The organism is Curtobacterium sp. VKM Ac-2865 (assembly GCF_015350905.1).
Taxonomy (GTDB): domain Bacteria; phylum Actinomycetota; class Actinomycetes; order Actinomycetales; family Microbacteriaceae; genus Curtobacterium.
In genome coordinates this window covers 166882-181533 of record NZ_JADKRZ010000007.1, presented here as the reverse complement: position 1 = coordinate 181533, position 14652 = coordinate 166882, and the positions used below count along the sequence as shown (strand labels likewise).

Annotated in this window: 13 protein-coding genes; 7 read left to right on the top strand and 6 right to left on the bottom strand. The window is 73.8% G+C overall.

All coding sequences use genetic code 11. From position 1 onward, the window contains the following. Positions 1-93: 93 nt before the first annotated feature. The 3 genes from ITJ54_RS16490 to mtrA are packed head-to-tail and all read right to left on the bottom strand — an operon-like array spanning position 94 to position 4177. Positions 94-1839, bottom strand: a complete 1746-nt coding sequence (locus ITJ54_RS16490) for an LpqB family beta-propeller domain-containing protein (RefSeq protein WP_194630144.1) — start codon at positions 1837-1839, stop codon at positions 94-96. Then, positions 1836-3497: an MtrAB system histidine kinase MtrB gene (gene mtrB / locus ITJ54_RS16485; protein ID WP_323741768.1), complete on the bottom strand. Its 1662-nt coding sequence runs from the start codon at positions 3495-3497 to the stop codon at positions 1836-1838. The genes ITJ54_RS16490 and mtrB overlap by 4 nt, the downstream gene beginning before the upstream one ends. A 5-nt stretch (positions 3498-3502) precedes the next feature. Beyond that, complete coding sequence (mtrA, locus tag ITJ54_RS16480; protein WP_071271417.1) at positions 3503-4177, bottom strand: MtrAB system response regulator MtrA; 675 nt, start codon at positions 4175-4177, stop codon at positions 3503-3505. 355 nt (positions 4178-4532) lie between these two features. On the opposite strand from mtrA, the gene ITJ54_RS16475 reads away from it, so the two are divergent. The 5 genes from ITJ54_RS16475 to ITJ54_RS16455 are packed head-to-tail and all read left to right on the top strand — an operon-like array spanning position 4533 to position 9985. Beyond that, the gene (locus tag ITJ54_RS16475; RefSeq protein ID WP_194630142.1) at positions 4533-5717 is read left to right on the top strand and encodes a glycerophosphoryl diester phosphodiesterase membrane domain-containing protein; all 1185 of its coding nucleotides are present in this window, start codon (positions 4533-4535) and stop codon (positions 5715-5717) included. Beyond that, positions 5714-6355: a DUF4129 domain-containing protein gene (locus tag ITJ54_RS16470; protein ID WP_194630140.1), complete on the top strand. Its 642-nt coding sequence runs from the start codon at positions 5714-5716 to the stop codon at positions 6353-6355. Before ITJ54_RS16475 ends, ITJ54_RS16470 begins: the two co-directional genes overlap by 4 nt. Beyond that, on the top strand, positions 6352-7662 hold the full coding sequence (locus ITJ54_RS16465; RefSeq protein WP_194630138.1) for a DUF4350 domain-containing protein: 1311 nt from the start codon (positions 6352-6354) through the stop codon (positions 7660-7662). The genes ITJ54_RS16470 and ITJ54_RS16465 overlap by 4 nt, the downstream gene beginning before the upstream one ends. After that, a complete protein-coding gene (locus ITJ54_RS16460) occupies positions 7659-8654 on the top strand; it encodes a MoxR family ATPase (RefSeq protein ID WP_323741767.1) in 996 nt (331 codons plus the stop codon). Before ITJ54_RS16465 ends, ITJ54_RS16460 begins: the two co-directional genes overlap by 4 nt. Beyond that, positions 8654-9985 carry a DUF58 domain-containing protein gene (locus ITJ54_RS16455; protein WP_194630136.1) on the top strand — a complete coding sequence of 444 codons (1332 nt, stop codon included), beginning with the start codon at positions 8654-8656 and terminating at the stop codon, positions 9983-9985. Before ITJ54_RS16460 ends, ITJ54_RS16455 begins: the two co-directional genes overlap by 1 nt. A gap of 124 nt (positions 9986-10109) precedes the next feature. Here ITJ54_RS16455 and ITJ54_RS16450 read toward each other — a convergent pair whose 3' ends face one another. Beyond that, on the bottom strand, positions 10110-11105 hold the full coding sequence (locus ITJ54_RS16450) for a stage II sporulation protein M (protein WP_194630134.1): 996 nt from the start codon (positions 11103-11105) through the stop codon (positions 10110-10112). A 67-nt stretch (positions 11106-11172) separates the two neighbouring features. Between ITJ54_RS16450 and ITJ54_RS16445 the strand changes: the two genes are divergently transcribed. Continuing rightward, a complete protein-coding gene (locus tag ITJ54_RS16445; RefSeq protein WP_194630132.1) occupies positions 11173-12042 on the top strand; it encodes an RDD family protein in 870 nt (289 codons plus the stop codon). A 243-nt stretch (positions 12043-12285) separates the two neighbouring features. On the opposite strand, the gene ahcY is transcribed toward ITJ54_RS16445, so the two are convergent. Together ahcY and ITJ54_RS16435 are read right to left on the bottom strand one after the other, a co-directional pair. Then, on the bottom strand, positions 12286-13764 hold the full coding sequence (gene ahcY, locus ITJ54_RS16440; protein ID WP_194630130.1) for an adenosylhomocysteinase: 1479 nt from the start codon (positions 13762-13764) through the stop codon (positions 12286-12288). 155 nt (positions 13765-13919) lie between these two features. Beyond that, on the bottom strand, positions 13920-14141 hold the full coding sequence (locus ITJ54_RS16435) for a DUF3499 family protein (RefSeq protein ID WP_194630128.1): 222 nt from the start codon (positions 14139-14141) through the stop codon (positions 13920-13922). A 60-nt stretch (positions 14142-14201) separates the two neighbouring features. On the opposite strand from ITJ54_RS16435, the gene ITJ54_RS16430 reads away from it, so the two are divergent. Next, entirely contained in the window at positions 14202-14642 is a 441-nt protein-coding gene (locus tag ITJ54_RS16430) for a metallopeptidase family protein (RefSeq protein WP_194630126.1), read from the top strand. Positions 14643-14652 lie beyond the last annotated feature (10 nt).

Below are 14652 nucleotides of genomic sequence, written 5' to 3'. Positions count from 1 at the left end.
CCGCGGGAGGGGGCCGGGCGGGGGCCGACGGCGGGGGCGGTGGAGAGCCTCCCGGCCGGGCCGCCTGTGGAGGGACGGAGCGGACCGCGACCGTCAGCGCTGCACGCCGAGCACCGACGCCGAGATCCCGGTGCGGTCCCACCCACCGCCGGTGGACTGCACCACCTGCCCGTCCCGCATCCGCAGGAGCAGCGAGTGCGCGCTGCCACCGACGATCTGCGTCGCGTCGTCCTCCGGTCGTTGCAGGGCGGTCGACTGCCCACCGATGGTGGCGCGGACGACGCTCGGACCGCTCGTCGCCTGCCCGAGCGAGGCGACGTCGAGGTCGCTCACCCAGGTGGCGCCGAGTGCCTCGCCGGACGCTGCCTGCAGCCGGACCGGTGCGCCGAGCGCCGTCGGCGAGCGGTCCGAGTCACGGATGACCGCCATCACGTAGAGCGCGGCGCCGGCACCGGTGTCCACGAGGGCGAGGGCCCTGGTGGAGTCCCGGGACACCTGGAAGGAGACCAGGTCGCCGTCCGGCAGGGTCGACGCGACCGCGTGCGTGTCACCGGCGAAGCCGTAGGCCGTGATCTTCCTGGTGTTCGACTGCTCGGCGACCCACACGAAGCCCGCGTCGTCCACGGACGGGTCGACGAGGTCGTCCCGCGTGTCGATCCGCAGGGGCTTCTTGCCGTTCTTCACCGTCCACACCCCGTCGGCGTTGCTGAAGGCGGCGTCCGAGCCCGAGGCGGTCAGCGACAGCGACGTCGGGTCGAGCCGGCTGATCGCGGTCCCGAGGCCGTTGCCGAGCGGGGTGACGTCGCCACTGCCGGGCGTGGCGAAGCCGACCGAGCTGCCGTCGACGACGAGGGGTCGTGGGTCGACGTCCGGGTCCACCACGGCGCTCGTGCCGCTGGAGTCGGGCATCGAGACGGTGGCGCCCTCGATGGTCATCGTGACGGAGGAGATGGTGGCGACCGTCGACAGCGACCGGGCCAGCTGCTCCCGCATCCGCACCTTGTCGACGGTGCTCGCCCGGAGCGCGTCGCTCGACAGGTCCACCTGGGCGCTGCCGTTGTCCACCGTGACGGCGTTCAGCGAGAGCTGCGTGCCCTCGGGGAACGAGGACACCACGGCGCCCTTGAGCCAGTCGGCCGGGCCGGCGAGCAGGGCGCTCGCGATCCTGGTGCTCGTCGACGACCGGGCCAGGAACCAGCGCTCGTCGGGGACCAGGAAGCGGTAGGTGGGGTCGTAGAAGTACAGCGCGTGCGCCTGGAACACCTGCTCGAAGCTGACCGGCGTCAGGATGATCCCGTCCGGCGCGTAGCTGATGCGCCACTCGCCGTCCTCCTTCACGAACTGGAAGGTCAGCGTGGACGAGGTCGGACGGACGGCCTGGGTGTACTCGCCGTCGCTGTCGACGGTGGCGCTCGCGGTGAGCGTGTACGTGAGCTCGCGGGTGCCGGTGCGGTCGACGTCCCCGGCGCCCTGGCGGACGGTGACGCTCTGGCGCGGGTTCCACTTCTGCGCGAAGGAGCTGCTGAGGAACTGCCGGGCGATGGCGTAGTTGTCCTGGGCGCCGGTGGCGGCCTCGATGAACTGCTGCAGGATGGTGTCCTGGGCCGAGCCCTTCTCCGGGCCGCTCGGGCGGTAGTCCACCCCGGACACGGTGTCGTCCTTGAGGTCCTGGCCGCTCCGGACCGGACCGCCGGTGGGGATGGCGGCGCAGGCGGTGAGCGCGACGAGGGTCAGGGTGGCGAGCACCACGGCGAGCAGGCGCCGGGGCGCGCGTCGGGGCGCGCTGCCGGCGCCACGGGCGGGCGGCACCACGGGCGTGGTCGGGGTCGTCCTGGTCATCGGGTGCCTCCTCCGCGTGGGCCGTCGTAGTGTTCGTCGAGTTCCGGCAGCGGGATGGCCGACGTCGCCGAGCTCTCCTGCCCGGTGCGCGGCACGGTGAGCACGAACGCGGAGCCCTCGCCCGGCCGCGACCACACGTCGATGCGGCCGCCGTGCAGGTTCGCGTCGCCGAGGCTGATCGCCAGGCCGAGGCCCGTGCCGCCGATGGTGCGCTTGCGGCTGGGGTCCGCGCGCCAGAACCGGTCGAACACGCGGGCGGTGTCCTCCGGGGGCATCCCGACGCCGTGGTCCCGCACGGCGACGGCCACGGTCCTGGCGTCGCTGTCGACGACCACGTGCACGGGCTTGCCGTCCCCGTGCTCGACGGCGTTGCCGACCAGGTTGCGCAGGATGCGGCGGATGCGGCGGCCGTCGAGCTGCATGGTGGTGTGGCCGCCCGGAGTCGCGAGAACGAGCTCGACGCCGGCGCGCTCGGCGAGCGGGCGGAACTCGTCGACGATGTCGGCCGTCAGCGACGCCGGCACGACGGGCTCGGTCTCGAGCTCGACGGCCTGTGCGTCGTAGCGGGAGATCTCGAGGAGGTCGGACAGGAGCAGCTCGAAGCGGTCGATCTGGTCGTGCAGGAGCTCGGCCGAGCGCCCGACCGCCGGTTCGAAGGCGTGCCGTGCGTCGTAGAGCACGTCACCGGCCAGGCGGATCGTGGTGAGCGGGGTGCGCAGCTCGTGGGAGACGTCGGACACGAAGCGCTGCTGCACCCGGGACAGCTCGGCGAGCTGGGTGATCTGCCGGCTGACGGCGTCGGCCATCCCGTTGAAGCTCCGCGCGAGGGTTGCGACGTCGTCCTGCCCGCGCACCGGGATGCGCTCGTCGAGCCGTCCCGACGCGATCTTCCGGCTGGTCTCCGCCGCGCCGCGGATCGGCACGACGACGAGCCGGACGACGAGCGAGGTGACGAGGGCGATGAGCACGATGAGTGCCACACCGCCGATCGACAGCGTCTGCGACACGAAGTCGAGGGTCTGCTGGGCGTCGGACAGGTCGTAGACCAGGTACAGCTCGTACTGGCCGGCGCTCGGGATCTGCAGCGTCGACCCGACGGCGAGCCCTGGCTGCCGGCGCCCGTCGTCCTCGAGCCGGACGGCCTGCAGGCTGAGCTTGCCGGTGTTCTTCGCGACCTCGCTCCGGAGCTCGTCGGTGATGACGGCGTCGGGGAAGTCCTGGCTCGCCAGGTTCTGCAGCGTCTGCGGGCCGGACGACCGGGGCGAGCGCTCGATCGCGATGCTCGTGCCGCCCGGGCTCGTGGTGTTCGACAGGATCGCCCGCTGCGCCTCGTTCTGCAGCGTCTCGAGCTCGGACTGGTTGTTGTCCTCGGCGGCGGTGGCGGCGTCGAAGATGCCCTGTGCGACGTTGGTGGCACGGGCCGACTCGGCCTCGATCTGGTCGCGGCGCTGCGAGTACACGTTGCTCGAGATGCTCAGCATCACGGCGGTGCCGATGATCGCGACGGCGAGTCCGGTGGTGGTGACCGTGATGGCCACCGACCGGAACATCAGGGAACGCCGCCAGAAGAACGCGATGCCCCGCCAGCCCCGCCTGGCCCATGCCCGGAGCCGTCGACGCGCCCGCGACAGGGACGGCTGCCCGGACGAGCTCGGCACGGTGCTCAGGCTCCCCCGGCGCGGTAGCCGACGCCGCGGACGGTGGTCACGATGCGCGGCGCGTCGGGGTCGTGCTCGATCTTCGCGCGGAGTCGCTGCACGTGCACGTTGACCAGGCGGGTGTCGGCCTTGTAGTGGTAGCCCCAGACCTGTTCGAGCAGCATCTCGCGGGTGAAGACCTGGTTCGGCTTCTCGGCGAGGGCGCGCAGCAGGTCGAACTCGAGCGGGGTCAGCGCGATCACGGCGTCCCCGCGGCGGACCTCGTGCCCGGGGACGTCGACGACCAGGTCGCCGACGTGCAGGACGGTCGCGTCGGACGCGGTCGGCCGCAGGCGGGTGCGGATCCGGGCGACGAGCTCCTTCGGGTTGAAGGGCTTGACCACGTAGTCGTCGGCACCGTTCTCGAGGCCGGCGACGACGTCGGACGTGTCGCCCTTGGCGGTGAGCATGATGATCGGCGTGCCGCTCTCGGCGCGGATCCGGCGGCACACCTCGATGCCGTCGATGCCCGGGAGCATGACGTCGAGGAGCACGAGGTCGGGCTTCGTCGCGTGGAAGGCCTCGACGGCGTCGTTGCCGTCGCCGCTGAACTCGGGCTCGTATCCCTCGGCGCGGAGGACGATGCCGATCATCTCGGCGAGGGCCTGGTCGTCGTCGACGACGAGGATGCGCGGTGTCATGTGATGTGGACTCCGGGTGGCGTGCGGGGGTGCCCGGGCAGGCACCGTCCGCTCACGATAGCCGAGCGCCCATCACGCCGGGTTCTCCGCCATGATGGACTGGTCCGCGTGTTCCCTGCGCGGCCGACGTGAGGGGGGCGGTCCGATGGCCGGCGATGGATGGCACGCACCAGGGGCAGGCGGGGCCCCTGCCGGTGGACAGCAGCCAGGTGGGCAGCAGTCCGGCGGGCAGCAGCAGTCCGGTGGGCAGCAGGGACCGCAGCCGGGAGGCCCCCGGTACGGCACGACGCCGCCACCGTCCCCGACGGGGTCGGGTCCAGGGCACGGGTCCGGTCCGACGCCGCCGTCACGCCCGGTGATCCCGCTGCGCCCGCTCGGGCTCGGTGACGTGCTGGCCGGCGCGTTCACGGTGTTCCGACGGAACGCGCGCGTGCTGCTCCTCTGGAGCCTGCTGCTCTCCGGCGTGCTCGGCCTGGCGTCCACCATCGCCACCACGCTCGGGCAGCGGTCCCTGCAGGAGCGGATGCTCTCCGCGATCGGCACCGAGACCGGCACGGGGACGGGCGGCGGCACGGACGCCGACGCGATCGCCGCCGGCTCGGTCACGCTGTACCTGCTGCTCGCGGTCGGGGTGCCGTTCCTGGCGTTCCTGGCACGCGGGTTCCTCGTCGCGCCCGTCGCGGTCGACACCGGGCAGCGGGTGCTCGGCCGGCGCGGCACGTTCCGCGGGCTCTGGGGGCTCCTCGAGGGCCGGCGGCTGTCGGTGCTGTGGTGGATGCTCCTGCAGCTCGCGGCCGGCGCGGTGATCGGCGTGGTGTTCCTGGTCGTGCTGATCGGGTTCTTCGGGGCCCTCGGCGCGACGGACACCGCGATCGGCGGGTTCTTCCTGGCGCTCCTGGGGCTCGGGCTCGTCTTCGGGCTGCTCGTGGCGTTCTTCGCGACGCGGTTCGCCTTCACGGTGCCGACGATCGCGCTCGAGGGCCGCGGGGTCTTCTCCGCCGCCGCACAGTCGTGGCGCCTGACCCGCGGGGCCTTCTGGCGGACGTTCGGCATCCTGCTCCTGGTGCAGTTCGCCTTCAGCATCGTGGCCGGCATCGCGAGCACGCCGCTCACCCTCGGCGTCTCGCTCTTCTCGGGCGTGTTCGACCCGCTCGGCCAGACCACCGGGCGCCCGGGGAGCCTGTCGGCCGGGGCCGTCGTCGCGCTCGTGGTCGGCAGTCTCCTGACCATCGCGGTGCAGTGCATCACGGACGTCCTGAGCGCTTCCGTCACCACCTTCCTGTCGATCGACCGCCGCATCCGGACCGAGGCCCTCGACCAGCGCATCGCCGCGCACCTGGAGACCGGCCAGCCGACGGACCCGTTCGCGCCGGCAGAGCCCGTCGCGCAGCGCCCGTGGCCGCAGCAGCCGCAGCAGCCGTGGGGACCGCCGCCGCCACCGTGGGGTCAGCAGCCGCCGCTGGGCCAGCAGCCGCAGCAGTGGGGTGGACAGCAGCAACCGCCGCAGTGGGGACCGTCACGACCGGACGGGCGGGGATGACGAGCGTCGACCCCGGACAGGCCCGACGGCTCCTCGAGCGGGAGCTCGAGCGTGGCGAGTACAGCGGTGCCCACGTGACCTGGTGGGACCGGGCCTCGCGGGACGTCCTGGAGTGGTTCGGCTCGCTCCGCCCCGACGGCTTCGGTGGTGCCGGCGTCAGCCGCACGCTGCTCGTCGTGGCGATCGTGGTGCTCGTCGCGGTGGTCGTGCTCGTGGTCGTCTCGCGTGGGCTCCCCCGACGCCGCGCCCGGCTCCGGGCCGACGACGCCCGCGGGGTCCTCGACGACGACGACCTGCGCTCGGCCGCCGCCATCGCCGACGCCGCCCGCGCGGCCCTGCGCGCCGGGGACTGGTCGACCGCCGTGCTCGAGGGCTACCGGGCCGTCGCACGCGGCCTCGGTGAGCGCGACCTGGTCCCCGACGTCCCCGGAGCCACCGCGAGCGCGATCGCGGTCCGGGCGTCCCGGCCGTTCCCGGCGTTCAGCGACGACCTGCACCGGGCAGCGACGACGTTCGACGCCGTGCGGTACCTCGGGCTCGACACCGACGAGGCCGCAGCGCGCCAGGTCCTCGACACCGAGAGCCGTCTCCGCACGGCGCGACCGGCCAGGTCGGACGTCCCGGCGGTCCCCGCGTGAGCGCCACCACCACGACGCCGGCGCGGACGGCGGCGGCGGCGGCCGAGCGCGCCACCGCCGGTCCAGGTGCACCGACGCCGGACGGCCAGCGCGGAGGCCGCCGGTTCCGCGTCGTCTTCTGGCTCGCCATCGTGCTGGTCGGGCTCCTGCTCGCGGCGGTCACGGCGGCGGTCGGCAGCGGGTCCGGCCCCTCCGACACACCGCTCGACCCCGGGTCGTCGACGGCGAGCGGCTCAAAGGCGCTCGTCCGGGTCCTCGAACAGCGCGGCACCACCGTCGACGTGGTGCGGGACGCCGACCGGATCGACCCCGACGGCACGGTCCTGGTGGACGACTCCGCCGGCGTGCTCTCCGCGGGTGTCGCCCGACGCATCGCCCGTGCCGCGTCGGACGTCGTGCTCGTCACCTCCGACCCCGGCGTCCTCGAGTCCTTCCGCGTCGACGCCGAACCGGCCGGCCCCGTCGACTCCACCGAACCGGTCTCGACCGCGGCGTGCGGGATCCCGGCGGCGCGGACGGCCCGGTCCGTCACCCCGACCGGCTCCGGGTACACCGTGCGGGCGTCGGCCGGCACGCGCTGCGCCCCGGACGGCACGGGGTCCGCCCGCGTCTGGGGACTCGTCCGGACCGACACCCCCACCGGCACCGTGACGCTCGTCGGCACCACCGGGGCGCTCCGCAACGACACCGTCACGACCGCCGGGAACGCGTCGCTGGCGCTCGGCCTGCTCGGCGGCGCCGACCACCTGTCCTGGTACGTGCCGAAGGCCGGCAGCACCGACGCCGCGCCCTCGCTCGGCGACCTCGCTCCCCCGTGGGTGCCCAGCGCGATCGGCATGCTCGCCGCGGTGGCCGTCGCAGCCGGCGTGTGGCGCGGGCGTCGGCTCGGCCCGCTCGTCGTCGAGTCGATGCCGGTCGTGGTGCGCGCCTCGGAGACGACCGAGGGCCGAGCGCGCCTCTACGCCAGGACCCGCGACCGCACCCACGCGCTCGACACCCTCCGGGTCGCTGCCCTCCGCCGGATCGGTCGGTCGCTCGGGCTCCCCCGCTCCGCCCACGTCGACGAGGTCGTCCGCCGTGCCGCCGACGCCACCGGCCTGCCGGTGACGCACGTCGGCGCCGTGCTCGTCGGCGGTCCGACGCCGGACGACCGCGCGCTCGTCGACGGCGCGGCCGCGGTCGACGACCTGGGACGCACCATCCGGCGAGCCGTCGCCGGGGACGCACCACGAGCCTCCCGGCCGGTGGACCCGACCACCACCGGACCCGCACATCTGACCGACCCCCGACCAGGAGGACGACCGTGACCGACCTGCCCACCACCCCAGGCGCCACCGGCGCCACGTCGACCGACGAGCTCCGCGACGCGTTCACCCGCGTCCGCGCCGAGGTCGGCAAAGCCGTCGTCGGGCAGGAGGGCGCGGTGTCCGGGATGATCGTCGGGCTGCTGGCGCAGGGCCACGTCCTGCTCGAGGGCGTCCCCGGTGTCGCGAAGACACTGCTCGTACGGAGCCTGGCGGCCGCGATGTCGCTCGACACGAAGCGCATCCAGTTCACCCCGGACCTGATGCCCGGCGACGTCACGGGGTCGCTGGTCTACGACGCCTCCACCGGGACGTTCCCGTTCCGCGAGGGGCCCGTGTTCACGAACGTGCTCCTCGCCGACGAGGTGAACCGCACGCCCCCGAAGACGCAGTCCGCGCTGCTCGAGGCCATGGAGGAACGCCAGGTCAGCGTCGACGGGTCGCCGAAGCTGCTCCCCGACCCGTTCTTCGTCGCGGCCACGATGAACCCGATCGAGTTCGAGGGGACGTACACGCTGCCCGAGGCCCAGCTCGACCGCTTCCTCATGAAGCTGACCCTCGACATCCCGCCGCGCGACGTCGAGTGGCAGGTGCTCCGCCGGCACGCCGACGGGTTCGTCCCCCGCGACGTCCGCTCGGCGGGCATCGTGCCGGTCGTCGGTGCGGACCAGGTCCTCTCCGCCCAGCGGGCCGTCCGGGCCGTCGGAGCCCGTGACGACGTCCTGGCGTACATCGTCGACCTCGCCCGTGCGACCCGACAGGCCCCGTCCGTGCGGGTCGGTGTCAGCCCCCGCGGTGCCACCGCCCTGCTCGCCGCCGCGAAGGCCTGGGCGTGGCTCACCGGGTACGACGGCATCACGCCGGACCACGTCCAGGCGATGCTGCTGCCCGTGTGGCGGCACCGGCTGCGGGTGGCCGCGGACGCCGAGCTCGAGGGCGTCGGGGCCGACGGCGTGCTGCAGCAGGTGCTCGAACAGGTGCGGGTGCCGATCTAGTGGCGATCTCCGGCCGGTTCGTCGCGCTCCTCGCCGTCGCGATCGTCCCCACCGTGCTGCTCGGCAGCGGGTGGGGCGGTGTCGCGTGGGCGGGCGTCGTCGTGCTCGCCGCGGTGCTGGACGTGCTGCTCGCCGCCGACCTGCGGGCCGTGCGGGTCGAGCGGCGGATGCCCCGGTTGGCCCGGCGGGACACCGTCGCCGACGCGACGCTCGTCCTGGCGAACGACGGCCGTCGCCCCCTGCGCGCCGTGGTCCGCGACATGTGGGAGCCCTCCGCCGGCCACGCTCCGCGACGGATCCGGATGACCGTCCCCGCCGAGGAGCGCCGCACCGCCAGGATGCGCTTCACGCCCTTCCGGCGCGGACGTCGTCGGAGCGCCGGGGTCGCCGTGCGCGCGTTCGGGCCGCTCGGGCTCGCCGCACGGCAGCGGGTCGTCCCGGCGCCCGCCGAACTCGTCGTGACGCCGCCGTTCCGGTCGCGACGGCACCTGCCCTCGCGGCTCGCCCGGCTCCGGGAGCTCGACGGCGAGACGACGCTGCAGCTCCGCGGCCACGGCACCGAGTTCGACTCCCTGCGCGACTACGTGCGCGGCGACGACGTCCGCTCGATCGACTGGCGGGCGACGGCACGGCGGCAGGACCTGGTCGTGCGCACCTGGCGACCCGAGCGGGACCGGCGCGTCATCGTCGTCGTCGACGCCGGGCGTGCCGGAGCCGGGCGTGTCGGCGACGAACCCCGCCTGGACACCTTCATCGAGACCGCCCTGCTCGTCGGTGCCCTGGCCGCGGCCGCCGGCGACCGGGTCGACCTGGTGGTCCTCGACGACCGGCCGCGCGGACGCGTGCACGGCGCCACCCGCGTCGACGTCGTGCAGCGGTTCGGGGAGACGCTCGCGCTCGCGGAGCCGGGACTCGCCGCGACGGACTGGTCCGCGGTGCCGGCGCTGGTGGACAGCGTCACGACGCAGCGGTCCCTCGTGGTGCTGGCGACCAGTCTCGACTCCGTCGGGGCCTCGGCGGACCTGCTCACGGTGCTGCCCGCGCTCGCGCGGCGGCACGCGGTCGTGGTGACGGCCGTGGACGACCCGGCCGTGGCTGCGATGGCGGGGCGTGACGGGGGCGTGCGGCGTGGTGGAGGCGGGACGAGCCTCCCGTCCGGTGGTCGCGACGTCTACCGCCGGGCCGCGGCAGAACGGTCCCTGCTCGACGCCGACGGCGTCGCGGACGTCGCCCGACGTGCGGGGGTCGAGGTGGTGCACGGTGCGCCGGAACAGGTGCCACCGCTGGTGGCCGACGCGTACCTCCGCGCCAAGGCGGCCGGGAGGCTCTGAGCCGTCCGCCACGGACGTCGCGTCCGGGTCGCGCCGCTCCGGGTCGCGCCCCGTTGTGGACGTCGCGCCCCGCCGTGACGGGGCGCGACGATCGGGCCGGGGCGCGACGCGCTCTGGTCTCGGGTCAGCCGGCGACGATGGCCGCGGTGCCGCGGTCGAACTCCTCGACGTCGCCGCGCTCCCCGGCCCGGTACGCACGGCGGCCGATCACCCACTGGTAGACCAGCACGGCGGCCAGGGCGATCGTGCCGATGCCGATCTTCACGGGCCACGGCCAGTCCTGGCGGGTGACGGTGCCCTCGATGATGCCGGACAGCAACAGGGTCAGCACCAGGCCGATGGCCACGGCGATGAGCGCGCGGCCGTCCTCGGCGAGGGCCTGCGCTCGCGTGCGCTGCCCGGGAGCGACCCAGGACCAGAAGATCATCAGCCCGGCAGCGGCCGCGAGGAACACCGAGTAGAGCTCGAGCTGCCCGTGCGGGGCGATGTAGAGGAAGAAGTCGCCGAGCCGCCCCTGGGAGTGCATGATCGCCCCGGACACGCCGAGGTTCAGCGCGTTCTGCCCGACCGCTGCCGGCACGAACAGGCCCGTGATGCCGAAGGCCACCATCCGCGCCGCCACGAACGCGTTGTTCGTCCACACCTGGGCGGAGAACGCTCCGAGCCCGTGGTCGGAGTAGTAGTCGACGAAGTCCTGGGTGGCGTACTGGCGCAGGGCCGCGTCGGTGCCGAACGTGGCGACGGCTCCCGGCGTCTCGGTGATCCAGACGCCGCTGACGACCGCGATGGCGACCGTGGCGACCGTCACCCAGATCGTCACCCAGCGGATCCGGTAGAGCGCGGCCGGCAGCTGGAGCGCGAAGAACGCGGTGAGCATCGTCAGCGGGTCGGTGGGTGCGCCCGTGAAGCGGAGCCGGGCGCGGTACAGCCGCAGCGAGAGCCGGTCCCCGGTCGCCGAGCGCGGGGCGACACCGCGGATGCGGGCGAGGTCGGTCGCGGCGGACTGGTAGCCGGTGAGGAGACGGTCGACGTCCTCGCCTGAGGTCGTTCGGCGGCGGGTCAGGTGGTCGAGCTCGTCCCACTGGTCACGATGGGTCGCCGCGTACGCGTCCAGGTCCATGCCGTTGCCCCCTCGTGCCGTCCGGTCCGACGTGGTCGTGCCGGGTCCGTTCCGACACAATGGAACCATGCCGAAGCGACGGACGCCCCGGGACCTCGCCGATGACCGCTTCGTCCGCGCCCTCGACGAGACCACCGACGAGCTCGTCGTCGGCGAGGCCGTCGCGCTCGACGTCGTCCCGGCGGGCATCGCGCTCCGGCTGGCAGCGGGGCTCCTCGACGCCGCGTGCCTGATCGCGCTGTACGTCATGCTGCTGCTCGGGTTCCTGCGGGTCGTCCCCGCCGGGGTCGACGACGCGTGGGTCACCGCGCTGGGGATCGCCTCGCTCGTCACCGTGCTCGTGCTGGTCCCCGCGGCCGTCGAGACCGTGACGCGGGGCAAGAGCGTCGGGCGGTACGCCCTCGGCACCCGGGTCGTGCGGGTCGACGGCGGCGCGGTGTCGTTCCGGCACGCGTTCACCCGCTCACTCGTCGGGGTGCTCGAACTCTGGACGACGTTCGGCTCGGTGGCGATGGTCGTGGCGCTCTTCGGGTCGAGGCCCCGGCGGCTCGGGGACCTGCTCGCGGGCACGGTCGTGCAGCACGAGCGGCTGCCGCGGTCGGCCGACCCGGTGGTGCTCCTGCCGCCGTCGCTCGTCGGGTGGGCTGCCGTCGCCGATGTCCGGGCGCTGCCGCAACGCCTGGAGAACCGGCTCGGTGCGTTCTTCCGCGGAGCATCGTCCGTGCAGCCCGCACTCCGCGACGCCACCGCGCTCGCGCTCGCTGCCGAAGTGGCCGAGTACGCGCACCCGGTGCCGCCGGTGCCGGCGGTGGAGTTCCTCGCGGGAGTCGTCGCGCTCCGGCGTGCGCGGGACCTGCGGGCGTTCGGGTCGCGCGCGCGGACGCTCGCCGACGCCACGGTGACGGCGGGGGCGCGGCCGCCGGGCTTCCCGCGCTGAGCGCCGCGGCGCGGCGGCGCAGCGCAGGCGCCGCCGACGCACCGCGGCGGCGCACAACGGCGCCGCACAACTGAAACCGGCTCGAACCACGGATCTCCGTGGTTCGAGCCGGTTTCAGTGGTGCCACGACAGCTCGCGCCGCTCCGTCGCGCCGGAGCGCACCGCGAAACGGACACAGCACCGCGCACTTGCGCGGTGCTGTGTCCGTTCCGTGGTGCGGCGGCGCCGCCGCCCGCAGCGGCCTCAGTACCGGTAGTGGTCCGGCTTGAAGGGGCCCTCGACCGGGACGCCGATGTACGACGCCTGCTCCGGCCGGAGCTCGGTCAACCGGACACCGAGCGCGTCGAGGTGCAACCGTGCGACCTTCTCGTCGAGGTGCTTCGGGAGTACGTACACACCCGTCGGGTAGGACTCGCGCCGGGTGTACAGCTCGATCTGCGCGAGCACCTGGTTCGTGAACGAGTTGCTCATCACGAAGGACGGGTGCCCGGTCGCGTTGCCGAGATTCATCAGGCGGCCTTCGCTCAGCACGAGGATCGAGCGACCGTTCGGCAGGCGCCACTCGTGCACCTGCGGCTTGATCTCGACCTTCTCGGCGCCGGGCAGGGTCTCGAGGCCGACCATGTCGATCTCGTTGTCGAAGTGCCCGACGTTCGCGACGATCGCCAGGTGCTTCAGCGCGAGCATGTCCTCGACGCCGACGACCCCGAGGTTGCCGGTGCACGTGACGACGATGTCGACCTGGTCGACGACGTCCGACAGGCGCGCGACCTGGTAGCCGTCCATCGCGGCCTGCAGCGCGCAGATGGGGTCGACCTCGCTCACGATGACGCGGGCACCCTGGCCACGCATGGCCTCTGCCGCGCCCTTGCCGACGTCGCCGTAGCCCACGACGAACACGACCTTGCCGCCGATGAGCACGTCGGTGGCCCGGTTCAGGCCGTCGGGCAGGGAGTGCCGGATGCCGTACTTGTTGTCGAACTTGCTCTTGGTGACCGAGTCGTTCACGTTGATGGCCGGGAACTTGAGCTGGTCGGTGCGCGCGAGCTCGTACAGGCGGTGCACGCCCGTGGTGGTCTCCTCGGTCACGCCCTGGACGTCCGCGGCGATGCGGGTCCAGCGGTCGGAGGAGTCCCGCAACGAGGACGCGATCGTGTCGAGCACGATCCGGTACTCGGCGCTGGCGTCGTCGCCGGCGTCGGGCACGCGCCCGGCGGCCTCGGCGTCAGCACCGGTGTGGACGAGCATCGTGGCGTCGCCGCCGTCGTCGAGGATGAGGTTCGGGCCGGTCCAGGTCGCCCAGACCGCAGCCGCTTCGGCGCTCCAGTCGAAGACCTGGTTGGTGCACCACCAGTACTCCTCGAGCGTCTCGCCCTTCCACGCGAACACCGGCACGCCGGCGGGAGCGTCGGGGGTACCGGTCGGGCCGACGGCGATGGCCGCGGCGGCTTCGTCCTGCGTGGAGAAGATGTTGCAGCTCGCCCATCGGACCTGGGCGCCGAGCGCCGTGAGCGTCTCGATGAGCACGGCCGTCTGCACGGTCATGTGCAGGGACCCGGCGATGCGGGCACCCGCCAGCGGCTGCGAGGGGCCGAACTCCTCGCGCAGGGACATCAGCCCCGGCATCTCGTTCTCGGCGAGGCGGATCTGGTGGCGGCCTGCCTCGGCGAGGCCGAGGTCGGCCACGCGGTGTGCTGCTGCGGCGCGGGTGTCGGTGGGCATGCGGCCAGTCTCCCACGGCCCCCCGACACGGTCCGCAGGTGGGAACCGACCGTCTCAGGAGGCAGGCGTGGTCGCGGTGGTGGGGCGGGCCTCCCGGCCGGTCGGGAGGCTCGGACCACCCGGGTGGGCCGGCCTGCGGGACGCGGGTGGCCGGGTCAGTCGGCGGCGCGTTCCTCGCGGAGCGGCTCGCGGCGGATCACGTGCCAGCCCTGTGGCACGCGCAGGCGTCCGGCATGGCGGGCGCACAGGTCGTAGCCGTGCGGTTCGACCCGGGTGGAGAGGGGGCCGATGACGACCATCGAGTCGGCGTAGTCGTACGTCAGGGTCGACGAGGCGCTCGCGCCACAGGCGACCTTGCTGCAGATCCGTACGTCCATCTCGACGACGACCCTACCGAACGCCCCGTCGGTGTCCGGGCCCGCGCGTACGATGTGGGGATGCGCCGCAAGCCCCGACTCGTCACCCCGGTCGACCGCGGTCGCGGGCGGTCCCGCCACGGCCGCGGCTCCCGCTCCAGCGTCACCGGACCGGAGCTCGCGCCGATCATCACGCGGGCCGAGGCCTTCGACCGGATCGTCGGCGACACCGCCCACTACCTGCTCGGGCTCTGGCCCGACGAACTGCAGGGCGTCGTCTTCCAGGTGGCCGACATGCCGACCGAGCCCGGGTTGCCGGACTCGCTGCCGCGGTGGCGGATCGAGCACGACGAACGACGCGTGACCGTGTTCCGGATCCCCGTCGAGCGCGTCACCCGCTCCCCCGAGAAGGACGACGTCGACCGTCGCATCGTCGTGGAGACCGCCGTGTTCCGTGCGGTCGCCGAGCTGCTCGACAAGGACCCCTGGGACCTGGCACCGGACCGCTACCGCCACTGGTGAGGCGCGGCGC